Source organism: Parvimonas sp. D9, from assembly GCF_035282565.1.
Lineage (GTDB): Bacteria > Bacillota > Clostridia > Tissierellales > Peptoniphilaceae > Parvimonas > Parvimonas micra.
On the sequence record NZ_JAYKBM010000002.1, the window covers coordinates 146,796 to 162,726 of the forward strand.

Sequence of the window (15,931 nt, forward strand, 5' to 3'; positions counted from 1 at the left end):
CTTATTATTCAAAAAATTCAAATTCCATTTCTCCAATTACAATGGATTGACCTTCTTTTACACCTTTTTGTTTTAATTCTTCAATTACTCCCTTATCAGTTAAAACTTTTTGGAAATATTTTAAAGAATCATAATCTTCAAAATTTGTTATATAAACTAGATAGTCAATGAGAGGTCCTTCAACATAGAATGTTCCGTCTTCGCTATAAATTTCATAAGCCTCTTTTTCAACTTCCTCTATATATTCATAATCTTCATCAAATGTTTCATAATCAATTTCAATTTTTGATAATTCCTCAAATATTTTATATTTTAATTCCTTTACTCCTTTTTGAGTAACTGCAGAAATTTCCAATACTGTTCTATCTTTAAAATATTCTTTTACTCTTTTTAAATTATCATCAGAAGTAAGTAAATCTATTTTATTTGCAACAATTATCTCTTTTTTATTTTTAATATTTTCATTATAAAGCTTTAATTCATTATAAATGGTATTGTAATCTTCAATAGGATCTCTGCCTTCAATTCCGGAAACATCTAAAACATGTACTAAAAGTCTAGTCCTTTCAACATGTTTTAAAAATTCAAATCCAAGTCCTATTCCCTCACTCGCTCCTTCGATTAACCCTGGAATATCAGCTATTACAAATGATTTATTTTCTTCAACTCTACAAACCCCTAAATTAGGTTCTAAAGTTGTAAAATGATAATTTGCAATTTTAGGTTTTGCATCACTCAAAACAGAAAGCAAAGATGATTTTCCAACATTTGGAAGACCAACAAGTCCAACATCTGCAATTAACTTTAATTCTAATTTTATAGTTCTCTCTTCTCCCTTTGTTCCGGGCTGTGCAAAACGAGGGGCTTGTCTTGTACTTGTGGCAAATCTTGCATTTCCTTTACCACCTCTACCACCTTTAGCAACTATAAACTTATCATCTTTAACTTTAAAATCGTGAATAACTCTATTAGTTTCAAAATCTTTAATCAAGGTACCAACAGGGACTTTTACTATTAAATCTTCACCTTTTTTCCCATATTGTTTTTTTGTTTTTCCATTTTCGCCGTTTTGAGCAAAATAATGTTTTTTATATCTGAAATCCATAAGAGTCCTTACGCCTTCATCGGATATAAAAATTACACTTCCGCCATCTCCGCCGTCGCCACCGTAAGGTCCGCCATCAGGTTCATACTTCTCTCTTCTAAAAGAAACACAGCCATCTCCACCTTTTCCGGCTTTTAATTCTATTTTTGCAATATCTATAAACATATTAACCTCTTTTTCTTATTTAATTTTAAAAAAGATTGAAAGCTCAATCTTTTTTTAATGACAAGCTCATAATTATTTTTCATAATTTTTAAAAATTTCTTTATAAGCTCTAATTCTATTTTCTTTATCCGCAAAAACGTCTGAACCTGAAACTATCAAATCTGCTCCGGCTTCAATAACATCTTTAACATTTGTAGTTTTTACACCACCATCAACTTCAACTATAACGTTTAAATTTCTTTCTCTTATTTTTGCTTTCAAATTTTTTATTTTATCAATAGCTGAAGGAATAAAACTTTGTCCGCCAAAACCCGGATTTACACTCATAATTAAAACTAAGTCCAAGTCTTCTAATACATAATCTAAAACATCAATATTAGTTGCAGGATTTAAAGAAACTCCGGCTTTCATTCCTAATGATTTGATATAAGAAACTGTTCTATGAAGATGTTTACAAGCTTCATAGTGAACAGTTAAAATATCTGCTCCTGCATCTTTAAAATTTTGAACATATCTATCAGGATCTTCTATCATTAGATGAACATCAAAAATCATATTTGTTAAAGGTCTTAACTGTTTAATTATCATTGGTCCAAAAGAAATATTCGGAACAAACATTCCATCCATTACATCTAGGTGTAAATACTTAACTCCATTTTTGTCTAAAACTTCCATTTCAGATTTTAAATTTGTAAAATCAGCCGATAACAATGATGGTGATAATTCTAACATTTAATACCTCCTATTTTTTAGATATTCATTTAAGTAAAATATATAACTGTCATATCTACTTTTACTTATACTTCCACTTTCTAATTTTGATTTTACATAACAATCCGGTTCATTGATATGTTTGCAGTCAGAAAACTTACATTTAGAGCCGAATTCAAATTCTACAAATGCATCTCTAATTTGAACTTCACTATCTATAAATTTAGTAAGATCAAGAGAAGTAAAACCAGCCGTATCAATGATGAATGAGTTATCAAAAAATTCATATAAAGTAGCAGCTCTTGTTGTATGTTTACCCCTTTTTGTCTTATTACTTATATCTCCAACCCAAATATTATAATCCGGATTTAAAAAATTTAAAATTGTACTTTTTCCAACTCCCGAAGCACCTGTAATAACTGAAATTTTATCTTTACAAATCTCTTCAAATAATTTTCTATTGTCTAAACTAATGCTATTAAAAATTATCTTATAACCAAGTTTATCATAAATATTTCTAAAATTAATTTCTGTTTCTTTATCAATTAAATCACACTTATTCAAACATAAAATTATTGGAATTTTCATTACTTCATAGTACATTATATATCGATCAATAATTTTATATGAAATTTCTGGGTCTTTTAAAGAAAAAACTATTATAGCTTGATCTACATTTACAACTGGGGGTCTTAAAATTTCATTTTTTCTTTCAAAAACTTCTACGATACATGCAGTATTGTCTTCAAAAATTTCAATCTTAACATTATCGCCAACCATTGGGGAAAATTTTTGTTTCCTAAAAATTCCTCTAGCTTTTGACATATATCTACCAGTTTTTGTTTTTACATAATATAAATCTTTTGAAATATCAAATATAACGCCAATTTCAAACATATTAATTCTCACCTGATAAAATAAGTTCTCCATTTACATAAATATTAAATTTCTCACTAGATTTAGCTTTTATATTTATTGTCAATTTTCCTCCACCGGTAACCATAGTTTTTTCATACAGCTTAGTTTCACCATTTTCTGTATTTTTTGTTACCATTAAAAGATAATTCTTATCCGGTTCATTTATTGTATATTTTTTAGTAACAGAATCTGCTTCACTATAAGAAGTTAAGTTTAGTACATTATCTTTACTTGTCTTTCCTGAACTTACAACAATATCAACCTTAGTTGACGCATCAACCTTTACTCCTTTGCCATAAGATTGCCAAATTACGGTTCCGGCTTTTTTAGAATCAGCCTTTTTCTCTGTTCTGCCAACTGCAAGTCCACTATCATATAATGCTTTAATAGCATCAGCTTCAGTTTTTCCAATTAAATCGGGAACTTCTACCTTTTTATCTTCTTTTCCTCTACTTACTACAATGTCAATTTTTGTTCCTTTTTCAACCTCATCTCCATAATTTATACTTTGACTTATGACTTTATTTTCATCGACTTTATCGTCATACTTTCTTTCAACTTTCCCCAATGTCAAATTGCTCTTTTTTAATAATTCTTCAACTTTTTCAAATTCAACATTTGAGAGATTTGGAACTATTGTTTTATTTTTGCCTACACTAACTGTCAACTCAACATTTGTTCCTTCTTTTGCTTCTGCATTTGGAGCCGGAGATTGTTGAACAATTTTTCCCGCCTCAACAGAATCATCATTTACAGTCTTTACTATAAGTCCATTAAGTTTTTTTTCTTTTAAAACTTTTATAGCTTCATCTTTATCCAATCCAATAACAGCAGGTACCTTGACAGTATTTGTAGCTTTGTTTGAAATAGCCAGTCTATAGATAAAAAATACCGACGCAATTATAAATAATGCTAAAACAACATATGTTATACTATAATCAAAAATGCCTTTTTTCTTTTTTAGCTGTTCCCTATTTTTATTATTATTTTTTATAATCGGCTTGTTAAAATCTTTTTGTTTATCCGCCTTATAAACAGACTCTCTATATAAAGCTCTATTAGTATTATCATTAAATGTAGCTTTTGGGTTAGTTCCTATACTTTTATCTTCCAACGCTCTAATTAGGCTTTCAGCACTTTCAAACCTGTTTTCAGGATTTTTTTCCATACATTTAACAATAGTTGCATTTAACCAAGGTTCTAAGTTTGGCACAAGTTTAATCGGTTCAACCAAAGGTTCATTTATATGTTGCATTGCTATTCCAACAGCATTATCTGTATCAAAAGGAACTCTACCTGTTACCATTTCATACATAACAACACCTAAAGAGTAGATATCTGATTTTTCGTCAATAAATTTTCCCTTTGCTTGTTCAGGTGAAATATAATGCACAGTTCCAAGCACAGATGAAGTATAAGTTATAGTTGAACTTGTGGCTATTCTCGCTATACCAAAATCCGTAACTTTAACATTCAAATTTTCATCTATAATAATATTATGTGGCTTTATATCCCTATGTATTATATGGTGCTTATGTGCACAATCTAAAGCGCTTGCTATTTGTTTTGAAATAGAAATAACAGCATTTGAATTTAATCTACCTTTATCTTTTATAAGTTCATTTAAAGTTTTACCCTTTATATATTCCATAACAATATAATTGTAGATCTTGCCATCTTCTATATGTTGCCCTACATCGTAAATCTTAACTATATTTTGATTATTTAAATTAGCTACAGATTGAGCTTCGATAACAAATTTTTTGATAAATTCTTTATCCTCAAGATATTGCTCTTTCAAAACCTTAACGGCAACAATTCTTTTTAAATAAATATCTTTAGCTTTATATACAATGGCCATTCCGCCAATTCCAACTTTTTCAATTATCTCATATCTGCCATTTAAAATTGATCCTAACATATAATCTCCTCATCATTTTTAAAAATTCCAACAGTAACATTATCTCTTGCTAATCCATTTTTAACAGTAGATATAATATTATCAACCATTTCCTTTGCACTGTATTTAAAATCTAACATTTCTGAAATTTTGTCATCATCAAGTTCATTTGTAAGTCCATCAGAACAAACGAGTATAATATCTTTAGGTTTGATTCTAACAGAACTAACATCAACTTCTACATGTTTTTCCATCCCGATCGCTCTCAAAATAGAGTTTTTATCATTATAATTTTTTACTTCTTCTTCTGTTAATGCCCCACTTGAATACAAATATTGAACTAAAGAATGGTCTTTAGTTAACAATCTAAAATTATCATCTTTAATATATATTCTACTATCACCAACATGTCCAAAGTATAAAACATCTCCATCAAATAAAAGAACTTCTAAAGTTGTTCCCATAAGTCTATTTGATATTTTATTTTCTTCTGAATTTTTTTCTAAATTTATCTCATAAATAACTTTATTAGCCTCGCAAAAAGCATCAACTAATAAATGCAAATAATCTGAATATAGTTTATAGTTACTTTTTATGTATTCCATAACTATATTTACTGCATAACCTGATGCAATTTCTCCATCTTCATGTCCTCCTACACCATCAGCTAAAATTAAAATATTTAGTTTTTCAAATTGTTCAAAAAGAAAACTGTCTTCATTATTCTGTCTAACATTTCCTCTATCTGAATCCATATAAAAAGACATAAAACACTCCTTAAAAAAATACCTTTATGAAAATTTATAATTTTCATAAAGGTATTATATCATTTTTTTTTCAATTTAACAACTGACAAGAATTTCTAACAACTAACAATCAAAACTATTTTAACAATTCTATAGCTTTTTTTAATTGTGAATCACTGTCTAAATGTTCTATTCCTATTTTAGAATAATTTTTTTGTTCAACTTTATAGTCCGGTTCCAATCCAACTTTATGTATTTTAGTACCATTAGGCCCAAAATACTCTGCAACAGTCATTTTTATTCCTTCAGTTTTTCCTCCATTATTTATAGGAAAAATTGATTGAATAATTCCTTTACCAAAAGATTTTTCTCCAACTAATGTAGCTTTTTTGTTATCATGAAGTGCAACACTTAGTACTTCTGATGCAGATGCAGACCCTTTATTAATCAAAACTACTATAGGAATATCAATTCCTTTTCCAGTTGCTTTTTCAATAGTTTCCTTTCCTTTGCTATCTACAATTTTCATAATTGTAGACTCAGGTAAAAGTTTATCTGCAACTTGCTTAACAGATGTTAAAAGTCCTCCCGGATTATTCCTAAGGTCAATTATCAAAGATTTTGCTCCCTTACTAACACCCTCATCAACAGCTTTTTCAAAATCAGCTCCTGTTTTTTCAGCAAAATTAGTAATTTGAACATATAGAGTTCCATTATCCAAGAGTTTTGAAATGACAGATTCTGTGGTTATTTCTTCTCTCTTTACTGTAAAATCTAAAATCTTTTCTTTAGAATCCACAATTCTTTTAACTGTAACCTTAACCTCTGAACCTACTTCTTCATTTCCTCTCATAAGTTTAATAGTTGACTCTAAATCATTTTTTTTGACTTCTTCGTCATTAACTTTTACTATAATATCCTCTGCTTGTATCCCTACCTTTTGGCTTGGACCGCCCTTTATCGGGGCAACAACAACCACTTCTCCATTTTCGTTGACACTGACCTGAACACCTATACCAATAAATTTTCCTGTGCTTGTTTTTTGAAGTTCTTTCATATCTTTTTCAGTCATATATTGAGTATATGGATCTCCTAAAGAAGAAAATATAGCCTTCTTTATTTCAGTATTCATTTTTTCATAATCAATATCAAAATAATATTTTTCCTTTATAGCATCCACAAAAGATTTAAAACTTCCGTAATCAGCGGTTGCTCCACTATTTGTATTTTGTCCCGTTACGGCTGTAGAATTTTTTCCGGCCTTGTATGATATAAATGAACACAAAAATATCATCAAGACCAAAAAACACGTAAGTTTTTTATTTTTTATCATAAATTATTACTCCTAGTGATTCAAATATTTAAGTGGATCTACCGGATATCCATTGTATCTTACTTCAAAATGTAAATGAGGTCCTGTTGAATTTCCTGTAGAACCTACTAGAGAAATAACTTGTCCCTTACTTACTCTTTGTCCGGCTCTAACTATTAGGCTTGAGTTATGTCCATATACAATAACAATATTATTTGTATATTTAATCATAACAGCATTACCATAACTACCATTCCATCCTGAAGAAATTACAACACCATCTGTTGCAGAATATACAGGAGTTCCTGTAGGAGCGGGAATATCAATTCCTCTATGTCTTTCTCCACCACTACCAATTGGTGCATTTCTCCAACCAAATCCACTAGAAATGCTATAATAGCCTTTTAACGGCCATAACATTTCTCCATTTGAAGGACGTGCATCTATTTTACCGTCAGCAATATCTTTTTGGATTCTCTTTTCATTCATTCCTCTTAAAATATCGGCTTTTACTTTTTCTTCAAAACTTATATTCGCATCCAGACTCTTAACTTTACTTTGCAATTTGTCAACTTCTGATTTAGTATATTCTATGCTTTCTTCCAATTTTGCAATACGTTGTTTGTTCTTTTCAACTTCTTCAGTATAAGCTTGATATTTTATTTCCATTTCTTTTTTCTTAACTACTTTTTCTTCTTTTCTCGCTTCAAGTTGTTCTTTTTCTTTTACTAAAGCAAGTTTATCATTTTTTAAACTCGTAATTAATTTTTTATCATAATCAGCAATTGATTGCATCATAAAATATCTTGAAATAAAATCTCTTATATCTGATGCCGAAAATAAAACTTCAATAGAATTTAAATCTTTATTCCCATACATTACACGAACTCTCTTTTTAAAAAGTTCTTGTTTTTCGGTAATTCTATCTTCTAAAATTGTTATTTTATCTTTTGAAGCCTGAATTTCTTCAGATATTTTATTAATCAAATCTTCCAAATCAGTAAGATCTTTATCCAACTGCTCAATACGCTTTTGTTTTTCAACAATTTCCTTAAAAGCTGCATCTTTTTCAGTAGTCATATCTTGAATTGATTTCTTTTTATTTTCCACATTTTGTTCTTGATTTTGTTTTTCTTTCTTTAAATCATCAACTTTATCCGCATAAGAAACTACTCCTGAACCAAACATTGAAAACAAAAGTATTAATGCTATAAATCTTCTCTTTTTCATACACAACCACCTATACTTTCATATACTTTCTACTTGAGAATATTGATGCCAATATTCCAATACCTATACCTATTCCAAAATACGCAATAGCTACATAAAATCCAAAAATATTAACAGGTATAAGATAATTATATAATATATTACCTACTCCCCAAGCAAGACTTTCATAAACATATTTATAGGCAAAGAATATCATTACAAAAGATATTCCCGCTCCGAGCACCCCAAGCAACATACCTTCAACAATAAATGGTCCTGTAATACTCATATTCGTTGCTCCTATATACTTCTTTATGCTTATCTCTTTTCTTCTTGCAATAACTGTCAATTTTATAGTTATAGACATTATAAAGAAACTTACCAGTAACAGTACACCAACCAGTGTAATCCCTACATACTTAACTACATCTGACATTTTTGTCAGTTTATCTACAATGTCTTTATAATAAACAACTTTTTCAACATCTTTAATATTATATATATTTGATGCAACAGTACTTGAATTTTCAATATTTTCAACTTTTAATTCATAACTTTCCGGAAGTGCGGACTCCATTCCATCTAACAGAAACGAGTTTTCTTTCCACTGTTCTTTCATTTTTTCAAGAGCCTTTTCTTTTGAAACATAATTTACTTCTTTTACATTTTCGATTTTTTTCAACTCTTCTTTTATTTTCAAAACTCTTTCATGCGTAACTTCCGGCTCTAAAATAACATCTATTTGATCAACCTTTGTTTTCATATCTTCTACAATATTATTAGCCACAAAAACTCCAAAAGTAATTCCACCAAGAATTAAAAGCATTGAGCAAATAGAAACTATTGATGCAACACCCATGGATTTATTTCTCCAAAGACCAACCAAGCCTTCTCCTATTGCAGAAAAAAATCTTCTAATTGAACTCATTAAAATAACCTCCACGTTCTTCATCATTGATCATTTCTCCATGATCCATACTGATAACTCTTTTCTTTAGTTTATTAACTATATCTCTATCATGAGTAGAAACAATAACCGTTGTTCCTTTAGCATTAACATCTAAAAGCAACTTCATAATTCCTTCTGAAGTATTCGGGTCTAAATTTCCTGTAGGTTCATCAGCAATTAAATATTTCGGCTTATTTACCAAAGCTCTAGCAATACAAACTCTTTGTTGTTCTCCACCGGATAATTGATTTGGAAAAGAATTGGCTCTATCTGACAATCCTACCAACTCTAAAATTTCTGTAACTCTTTTAGTTATCACCCTTTTTGAAACTCCTAAAATTTGTAATGGATATTTTATGTTATCAAAAACAGTTTTTCCTTCCAATAACCTAAAATCTTGAAATACAACACCCATTGTTTTTCTAAGTTGAGGAATTTTTCTATTTCTTAACTTAACTATATTTACATCATCAACAATTATTTCTCCTGATGTCGGCTTTATTTCTCTTAACAGCATTTTAATTATACTTGTCTTACCGGCACCGCTCGCTCCTATTAAGAAAACAAACTCTCCATCTTCGACTTTGAAACTAAGATCCTTCAAAGCACAAACATCATTGTTATATATTTTATTTACTTCTATAAATTCTAACAAAATACCACCTCAAATAAATTTATAAATAATCATCAGAACTATTATATCATAAAATTTACTAAATGTAGTAAAAAAACCAAAAAAGTTACAAAATAATTACAAAAATATTACAAAAAATTAATATTTTTGAGGGATTTTATTTGTTATCAAAATAATTTATAACTGAACGACCGGTTTTAAATTTATTTATATTGTCAAAAAAGTCTAAATAATTATTGTGATCAAACAATTTTATCTTTTTCTTTATTTTTTGCAAAACATCGTTAGTAACACTGAATTCATCAATTCCAAGTAAAATTAGAAGTTCAACAGCATCCAATTCACTTGCGAAATTTCCACACATTGAAACAATTTTTCCATTTCTATGAGCAATGTCCACAACACGATGAATTGAACGAATAACTGACGGATTATAGCAATCATAAAGTTGTTGCATCTTAGAATTTTCTCTATCACATGCTAACATATATTGGGCCAAATCATTTGTTCCAATGCTCACAAAATCAACTTCTTTAACAAGAATATCAAAAAGAAAAACCGATGCCGGAGTTTCTATCATAATCCCAAATTCGATGTTTTCATCAAAATCAATTTTTTCTTCTTTCAATTCATCTTTAATTTTTAAAATTTCGTTTTTTATCCACAAAACTTCATCTAATGTAGTTATCATAGGAATCATAATTTTTATATTTCCAAAAGCTGAAGCTCTTAAAATTGCTCTTAGATGTTTCCTAAGTTCCTTATAGAATTCTTTATAAATTCTAAAACCACGAAGTCCCAAAAATGGATTTTTTTCTTCATCTAATCTAAAAAACTTTGATTTTTTATCCGCTCCAATATCAAAAGTTCTGATTACGATAGGCTTATCCGTGCTTTGTGCAAGTTTTTTAAAAATCTTAAATTGATATTCCTCAGTTGGAGATTCAGAAGACATATATAAAAACTCCGTTCTAAATAATCCACAACCGTCTGTCCCGTTCTTAAGGGATACCTCAAATTCTTCAAAACTTGAAATATTACTACAAACCCTTACATATCTATTATTTTTTGTCCTTACTATATTTTTATCTAAAAATTCTTTTTGTGATGATTTTAATAACTTTTTATAAATATTAATTGTTTCATCATCCGGATTTAAAAATATTTTTTCTTGATTGCAGTCTAAAATACAATCAAAATTTTTATTTTTTAACTCTTGAAAATCTAAAGAATCACAAATTATATAAGGAATTTGTAAATTTTTAGCATACAAAGATGCATGAGAAGTTCTCCCGCCGTTTTTAGAAACTATTGCGATTAATCGTTCTTTGTACTTTTCAATTATCTTTGGAGATAAATTCTCAGTAAAAAGTATAAATTTATTTTCATAAATTTCAATCTCCTCATCAGAGGTTAAATCTCTAATGAATTCATCTTGAATTGAAATATAATCATAAATTCTATCTCTCATATAATCTGAATCAAGGTTGTTCAATTCAAAACAGATATGACCGAAAGTTTCCTCTATAGATTTTTCTAGAGATTTATTTTCTATCAATATTTTATTTTTTACAGTATCTTTTAAAAATGGATCATCTATTAATTCAATATGAACATTTAATAAATTTTCAAGCTTTTTATCATCAACTTTTACCCTATCCACTTCTAAATAACTTGATAACAAATTCTCAAATCTTATAATTTCTCTTTCTTTTTCATTATCAGAAATTTTATCTTGAATAAAATTTTTTTCATAAAATAATGTAACAACTTTACCGTATACAATTCCGTTCGAAACAGAAAATCCGTTATATATTCTCATAATACTCCACCAAAAAAGCTTCTCTCTCGAGAAGCTATACTTAAAAATTAATCAGCTAAATTTTCTATGAAGTTTACAACTTCTTCTAAAGTTTTTTCCTCATTTTCCCCATCAACTCTCAATGTTACCTCTGTTCCTTTAGAAATACCTAAACTCATAACATTAAAAATACTTTTTGCATCTGCAACCTTATTATCCATAATAATTTCAATACTTTCATCAAATTTCTTAACAAATTGAACCAAAGATGCTGCAGGTCTTGCGTGTAATCCCGTTTCATTTTTTATTATAACGTTTTTTTCTACCATAATACGCCTCCTAAATTATATTAATATCTAAACCAATTATATTTTACCATTATTATGAAAACAATTCAATACCTTTTTAAAAATATTTTAGTATTTCTGTCAGTCTTGGAAAATATATAAAAATAGACCTAAAATCATTAACTTTTCAATTAATAATTTAGGTCTATAAATAAAAGTTTTATAATATTGGAATAAATTTTATATTAATATCCATTAAATCCTTAAGTGTGTTATAAATAAAACAACTATTCAAAGATTTTTTGCAAAATTCAATTAATTCATCATCTTCAAGATCTGAAAACAAATATACTGTGATATCACAACTATCAATTTTTGCTTCTTCAGAATAGCCTTTAACAGCTAATACTGTCAGCGGATTTTTTAGTTTTATTTTAATTTTCCCTTCAATATCCTCTAATTTTATATTAAGTTTTTTTGAAACAAAAATTAAATTATGAATTATCCCTGAAATAATTGAGCTTGCAAAATAATTAAAAGAAGTTTTATTGCTATCTTCTATATCAAAACTTATCTGAGAATTCACTTCAATAAAGTCTTTTTCTGTAAAAACTTTTACAACATCATTAGAACTTAAAACTGCTCTGTAGGAAGCATCATAATTATATGATTCATATAAACTACTCATACATTTCTCTTAAAGTATTTTTAGCTATTTGTAATTGTTCCAACTTCTTTTCAATTATTTCAAATGTACTTACAGGTCTATTTGAAAAAGTAGCAAAGCCACAATCAGGATTTAACCAAAGTCTTTCTTTAGATATAAATTTCAACGCTTCTCTAGCTCTGTCAATTATTGATTGTGCTGTTTCAATAACATCCGTTCTAGGATTTATAACTCCAAGCGCAAGAATTGAATTTTCTTTAATTTTTTCACTTGATAATAGAGAATCAAGCTCTCCTGCACGAGGAGTTGAAAATTCAAGCGTCAAAATATTTGGAGATGTTTCTTCAAAAAGAGGAACAAGAGGTGTATATGGTCCTTTAAGCAAAATACTCTCATCCTTACTCCAGTTTCCTCTACAAACATGAAGTGAACTAAGTACAGGTTTATCCTTCATATAATCCATAACACATTTTATTAAATTAGTAGCAAATATTAATTCCTCTGTAGGATCCTTTCTTTCAGAAAGAGCAGCACACATAAAAGATCTTGTTTTTCCTTCAGAAAAAACAACTTCTGTAAGTACAGGCTCATCGAACTGGATTATATCAACACCAGCTTCTATTAAATTGTCAATCTCTTGTTTTAAAATTTTTACTACATCTTTACCTAATTCTTCTTTGCTATTATAAAATTTTTTACTAAGAGCAGGAAGCCACATAGATCTTGTCATAAGATAGGGACCCGGAAGTGTTGCTTTTACAGAAGAAGTTGTAATTTTTTTCAAGAATTTTATCTCATCGGAAACTAAACTTTTATTATATTTCAAAACACCGTTACAAATAGCATTTTTTATACTAACAGATGGAACATCAAGTGTTTCCAAGATTTGTTCGAACGACTGTTTATCGTCTATATATTCAAGCATATCACCCATATTCATCATAACAACTCCATCTATCCTATCTGCTACAAAAGAAACATAATTATCTCTTGCCAATTCTCCATTAGTTATTATATCTATTGAATATTTTTCTTGAAGTTTAACCAATTTTTCCGTTTCGATTTTTATTAATTCATCATATTCCTTTTTGAAATCTACATCAGATTTTAATCTTCTCTTCAAAGCCATTATCTTTTTACTTCTTGGCAGACTTCCTATAAGAGAAGTTGTAAATGGTTTAAAAGTTTTTTTCATCTCATACCTACTTATAAAAAGTTTCTAAAAAATTAATATATTCATTTGCATTTTTAATTTGTTCAAATCCTGTTGTTCGACCAATAACCCACTTTTTTAGCCCTTCCATATCCATCATTTCTTTATGTTCAGGGTTATTGTAATCCATTTTGTGTAAAATTTTTGCAAACATTTCAAATTTTTCAACTTTAAGATCAGGTCTTCCTGAAAAAATGCAATGATCAAAAAACGGAGTTTTATAAATTATATCAACTTGATTTTTATCAATAGTTCCGTCTTGTATCCATGCATCATAATTCAAATCCAACATCCAAGTAGCATCAACTTCGCCATTAAGCATAGCTTTTGCTGAATCCAATTCTCCACCGACATGATCTCCATGAAGTCCAATTCCTATATCAAATCTTTTTTCAACATAATCTTTATTAAATTCAAGACCATGTTGATATAAATTATATATAGGTATAAGTCTGGCTTGAGGAGAATCAATAGCACCAAAGCCTATCATTTTTCCCTTTAAATCTTCTATAGATTTTATATTTGAAGATTTTTTTACAACCAAATAAGTTGAACGATCATTATCTGTATCTCTCATAGAACCATTTAGTGCTTTCCCATTAGTTCTTAAATTAGCATCTAACCACGCAAGAGGAGAATTCCAAGCAACATCAATTTCTCCTTTCATAAGTCCGTCAACTTGTGATCTATAGTCTTTGTAGTAAATCGGTTCAATTTCAAAACCTTCTTCTTTGAAGAAATCGGCAATTATCCCCCAAATAACAGTAACTCTAGGTGCATAAACTACTGCTCCAACTTTTAATTTATTCATATATGTTCCTCCTATTTTGTAAATATTTAAGATAAATTTAAGCAAAAAAGCCTATTTATTAAAAAATTGAAATTTAGATTAAAGGTAGTCCCAAAAGAGCTCTTCCCAACCAAAGAATTAAAACATCAACACTTGGTGCCATAATTTGTCCTGCATAAGAATCCCTTAAAAGTCTTTCCATTATTCCCATCTTATTATAAGCTTTTCCTCCGCCTACTCTCATTCCTAATCTTGCAACTTCTATTGCAGCTTCAGATGCGAAAATTCTAGCTGATATAATTTTTAAAACAGCATCACTTTCACCTGCATCAGCAGCTCTAGCAGCTTCTTTTGTTCCTAATATTGCAGCATTTGTTTGAGAATAAATTCTTGAAATATGTGTTTGTACAGTTTCATATTCTGCAAGTTTTGGTCCAAAAGTATGTTGTCTGTTTGTAGCATGATTTAAAGCTTCTGCAAGAACAGCTTCACATACACCAGTATAAACTGAAGCTAAACCAGTAATGAAGAATGGTGCAACAACTTCGAAAATATGAGTCATAGCATCACCGATTTCTCCAATTCTATATGATTTTGGTAAATGAGCATCTTTAAATTCCATAGGACATGAAACATTTCCTCTCATACCTAAACCATTCCATTCGCTTTGTTTAAATTCAACACCAGCAGTTTCAATAGGAACTATCCAGTTATCAATTCCTTCTCCAGATTCTGAAGAAGATAGTAATAAATAATATGATGCTTGTCCAGCAGATGTAACCATACTCTTTGTTCCATTTAAGATTACTTCACTATCTGTAAATTCAGCTTTAATATCAGGTAAATAGAAATTTGTTCCTGAACCAAATTCAGAATAAGCAAATCCTAAAAATTTATTATTTTCTACTACATCTTTAACTATTTTATTTTTTAATTCTTCACTACCATATTTTAAAACAATGCTTAAACAAACATTATGCATCATATAGCAAAGTCCGGCTGTTGCACTACTTTTTGCAAAAGCTCTACAAGCTTCAGAATGTTCTGTCATTCCTTTTCCTAATCCGCCTAGTTCTGTTGGAACCATTAATTTAAAATATCCAGCTTTTCCTATTTCCTTAAAAGATTCAACGGGAAACTCCATTTTTTCATCAATTTCTTTTGCATAAGGCAAAATATGTTCATTAGCAAATTTTAATGCTTCTTCGTAAAAAATACTCATGTTAACCTCCAATTTTTAAAATATAAATAATCTTTATAATCTATAAAGATTATTCTTTGTTTGCCCATTATAGCATATTAATAATCATTTTTAAAAATTCAGTTTGATAGTATTAATAATTTTTTAGTTGTTTTTATAGTTTATTAGTTTTTCAACGTTTATAAGCGTTTTTACATAAATATTATTTATGTAAAAATTTATTATTATAAGTTTTATAAATTATTTATTTTATAGATATTGAAATTTACAATTATAAAAATTTAAAATCATAATAAATTTTTATAAAAAATATCAATTATATT

Annotated in this window: 15 protein-coding genes; all 15 read right to left on the reverse strand. The window is 28.6% G+C overall.

The window, feature by feature from the left end:
- Positions 1-4: 4 nt before the first annotated feature.
- Positions 5-1,270, reverse strand: coding sequence for a GTPase ObgE (gene obgE, locus VJI94_RS02890; RefSeq protein ID WP_029948614.1), 1,266 nt, complete (start codon positions 1,268-1,270; stop codon positions 5-7).
- 72 nt (positions 1,271-1,342) lie between these two features.
- The gene (gene rpe, locus VJI94_RS02895; RefSeq protein WP_029948613.1) at positions 1,343-2,002 is read right to left on the reverse strand and encodes a ribulose-phosphate 3-epimerase; all 660 of its coding nucleotides are present in this window, start codon (positions 2,000-2,002) and stop codon (positions 1,343-1,345) included.
- Positions 2,003-2,878 carry a ribosome small subunit-dependent GTPase A gene (rsgA, locus tag VJI94_RS02900; RefSeq protein WP_269755442.1) on the reverse strand — a complete coding sequence of 292 codons (876 nt, stop codon included), beginning with the start codon at positions 2,876-2,878 and terminating at the stop codon, positions 2,003-2,005.
- Between the two features lies 1 nt (position 2,879).
- Positions 2,880-4,820, reverse strand: coding sequence for a Stk1 family PASTA domain-containing Ser/Thr kinase (pknB, locus tag VJI94_RS02905; protein WP_324008265.1), 1,941 nt, complete (start codon positions 4,818-4,820; stop codon positions 2,880-2,882).
- Positions 4,814-5,566 (reverse strand): PP2C family protein-serine/threonine phosphatase, encoded by a 753-nt coding sequence (locus tag VJI94_RS02910; protein WP_029948610.1) that lies wholly within the window; start codon positions 5,564-5,566, stop codon positions 4,814-4,816. The genes pknB and VJI94_RS02910 overlap by 7 nt, the downstream gene beginning before the upstream one ends.
- Before the next feature lie 115 nt (positions 5,567-5,681).
- The gene (locus tag VJI94_RS02915; protein WP_324008266.1) at positions 5,682-6,878 is read right to left on the reverse strand and encodes a S41 family peptidase; all 1,197 of its coding nucleotides are present in this window, start codon (positions 6,876-6,878) and stop codon (positions 5,682-5,684) included.
- A gap of 12 nt (positions 6,879-6,890) precedes the next feature.
- Positions 6,891-8,087: a murein hydrolase activator EnvC family protein gene (locus VJI94_RS02920; RefSeq protein ID WP_004833084.1), complete on the reverse strand. Its 1,197-nt coding sequence runs from the start codon at positions 8,085-8,087 to the stop codon at positions 6,891-6,893.
- A 10-nt stretch (positions 8,088-8,097) separates the two neighbouring features.
- A complete protein-coding gene (ftsX, locus tag VJI94_RS02925) occupies positions 8,098-8,994 on the reverse strand; it encodes a permease-like cell division protein FtsX (protein WP_324008267.1) in 897 nt (298 codons plus the stop codon).
- On the reverse strand, positions 8,981-9,670 hold the full coding sequence (gene ftsE / locus VJI94_RS02930) for a cell division ATP-binding protein FtsE (RefSeq protein WP_041954317.1): 690 nt from the start codon (positions 9,668-9,670) through the stop codon (positions 8,981-8,983). The genes ftsX and ftsE overlap by 14 nt, the downstream gene beginning before the upstream one ends.
- 136 nt (positions 9,671-9,806) lie before the next feature.
- On the reverse strand, positions 9,807-11,471 hold the full coding sequence (gene ptsP, locus VJI94_RS02935; protein WP_324008268.1) for a phosphoenolpyruvate--protein phosphotransferase: 1,665 nt from the start codon (positions 11,469-11,471) through the stop codon (positions 9,807-9,809).
- A 47-nt stretch (positions 11,472-11,518) separates the two neighbouring features.
- A complete protein-coding gene (locus VJI94_RS02940) occupies positions 11,519-11,779 on the reverse strand; it encodes an HPr family phosphocarrier protein (protein WP_004833080.1) in 261 nt (86 codons plus the stop codon).
- A 178-nt stretch (positions 11,780-11,957) separates the two neighbouring features.
- Positions 11,958-12,425 (reverse strand): OsmC family protein, encoded by a 468-nt coding sequence (locus tag VJI94_RS02945; RefSeq protein WP_029948606.1) that lies wholly within the window; start codon positions 12,423-12,425, stop codon positions 11,958-11,960.
- Positions 12,418-13,599, reverse strand: coding sequence for a cobalamin-independent methionine synthase II family protein (locus tag VJI94_RS02950; RefSeq protein ID WP_324008269.1), 1,182 nt, complete (start codon positions 13,597-13,599; stop codon positions 12,418-12,420). Before VJI94_RS02950 ends, VJI94_RS02945 begins: the two co-directional genes overlap by 8 nt.
- Positions 13,600-13,606: 7 nt before the next feature.
- Complete coding sequence (locus VJI94_RS02955; protein ID WP_004833077.1) at positions 13,607-14,428, reverse strand: phosphate/phosphite/phosphonate ABC transporter substrate-binding protein; 822 nt, start codon at positions 14,426-14,428, stop codon at positions 13,607-13,609.
- 73 nt (positions 14,429-14,501) lie between these two features.
- Positions 14,502-15,629: an acyl-CoA dehydrogenase family protein gene (locus VJI94_RS02960; RefSeq protein WP_324008270.1), complete on the reverse strand. Its 1,128-nt coding sequence runs from the start codon at positions 15,627-15,629 to the stop codon at positions 14,502-14,504.
- Positions 15,630-15,931 lie beyond the last annotated feature (302 nt).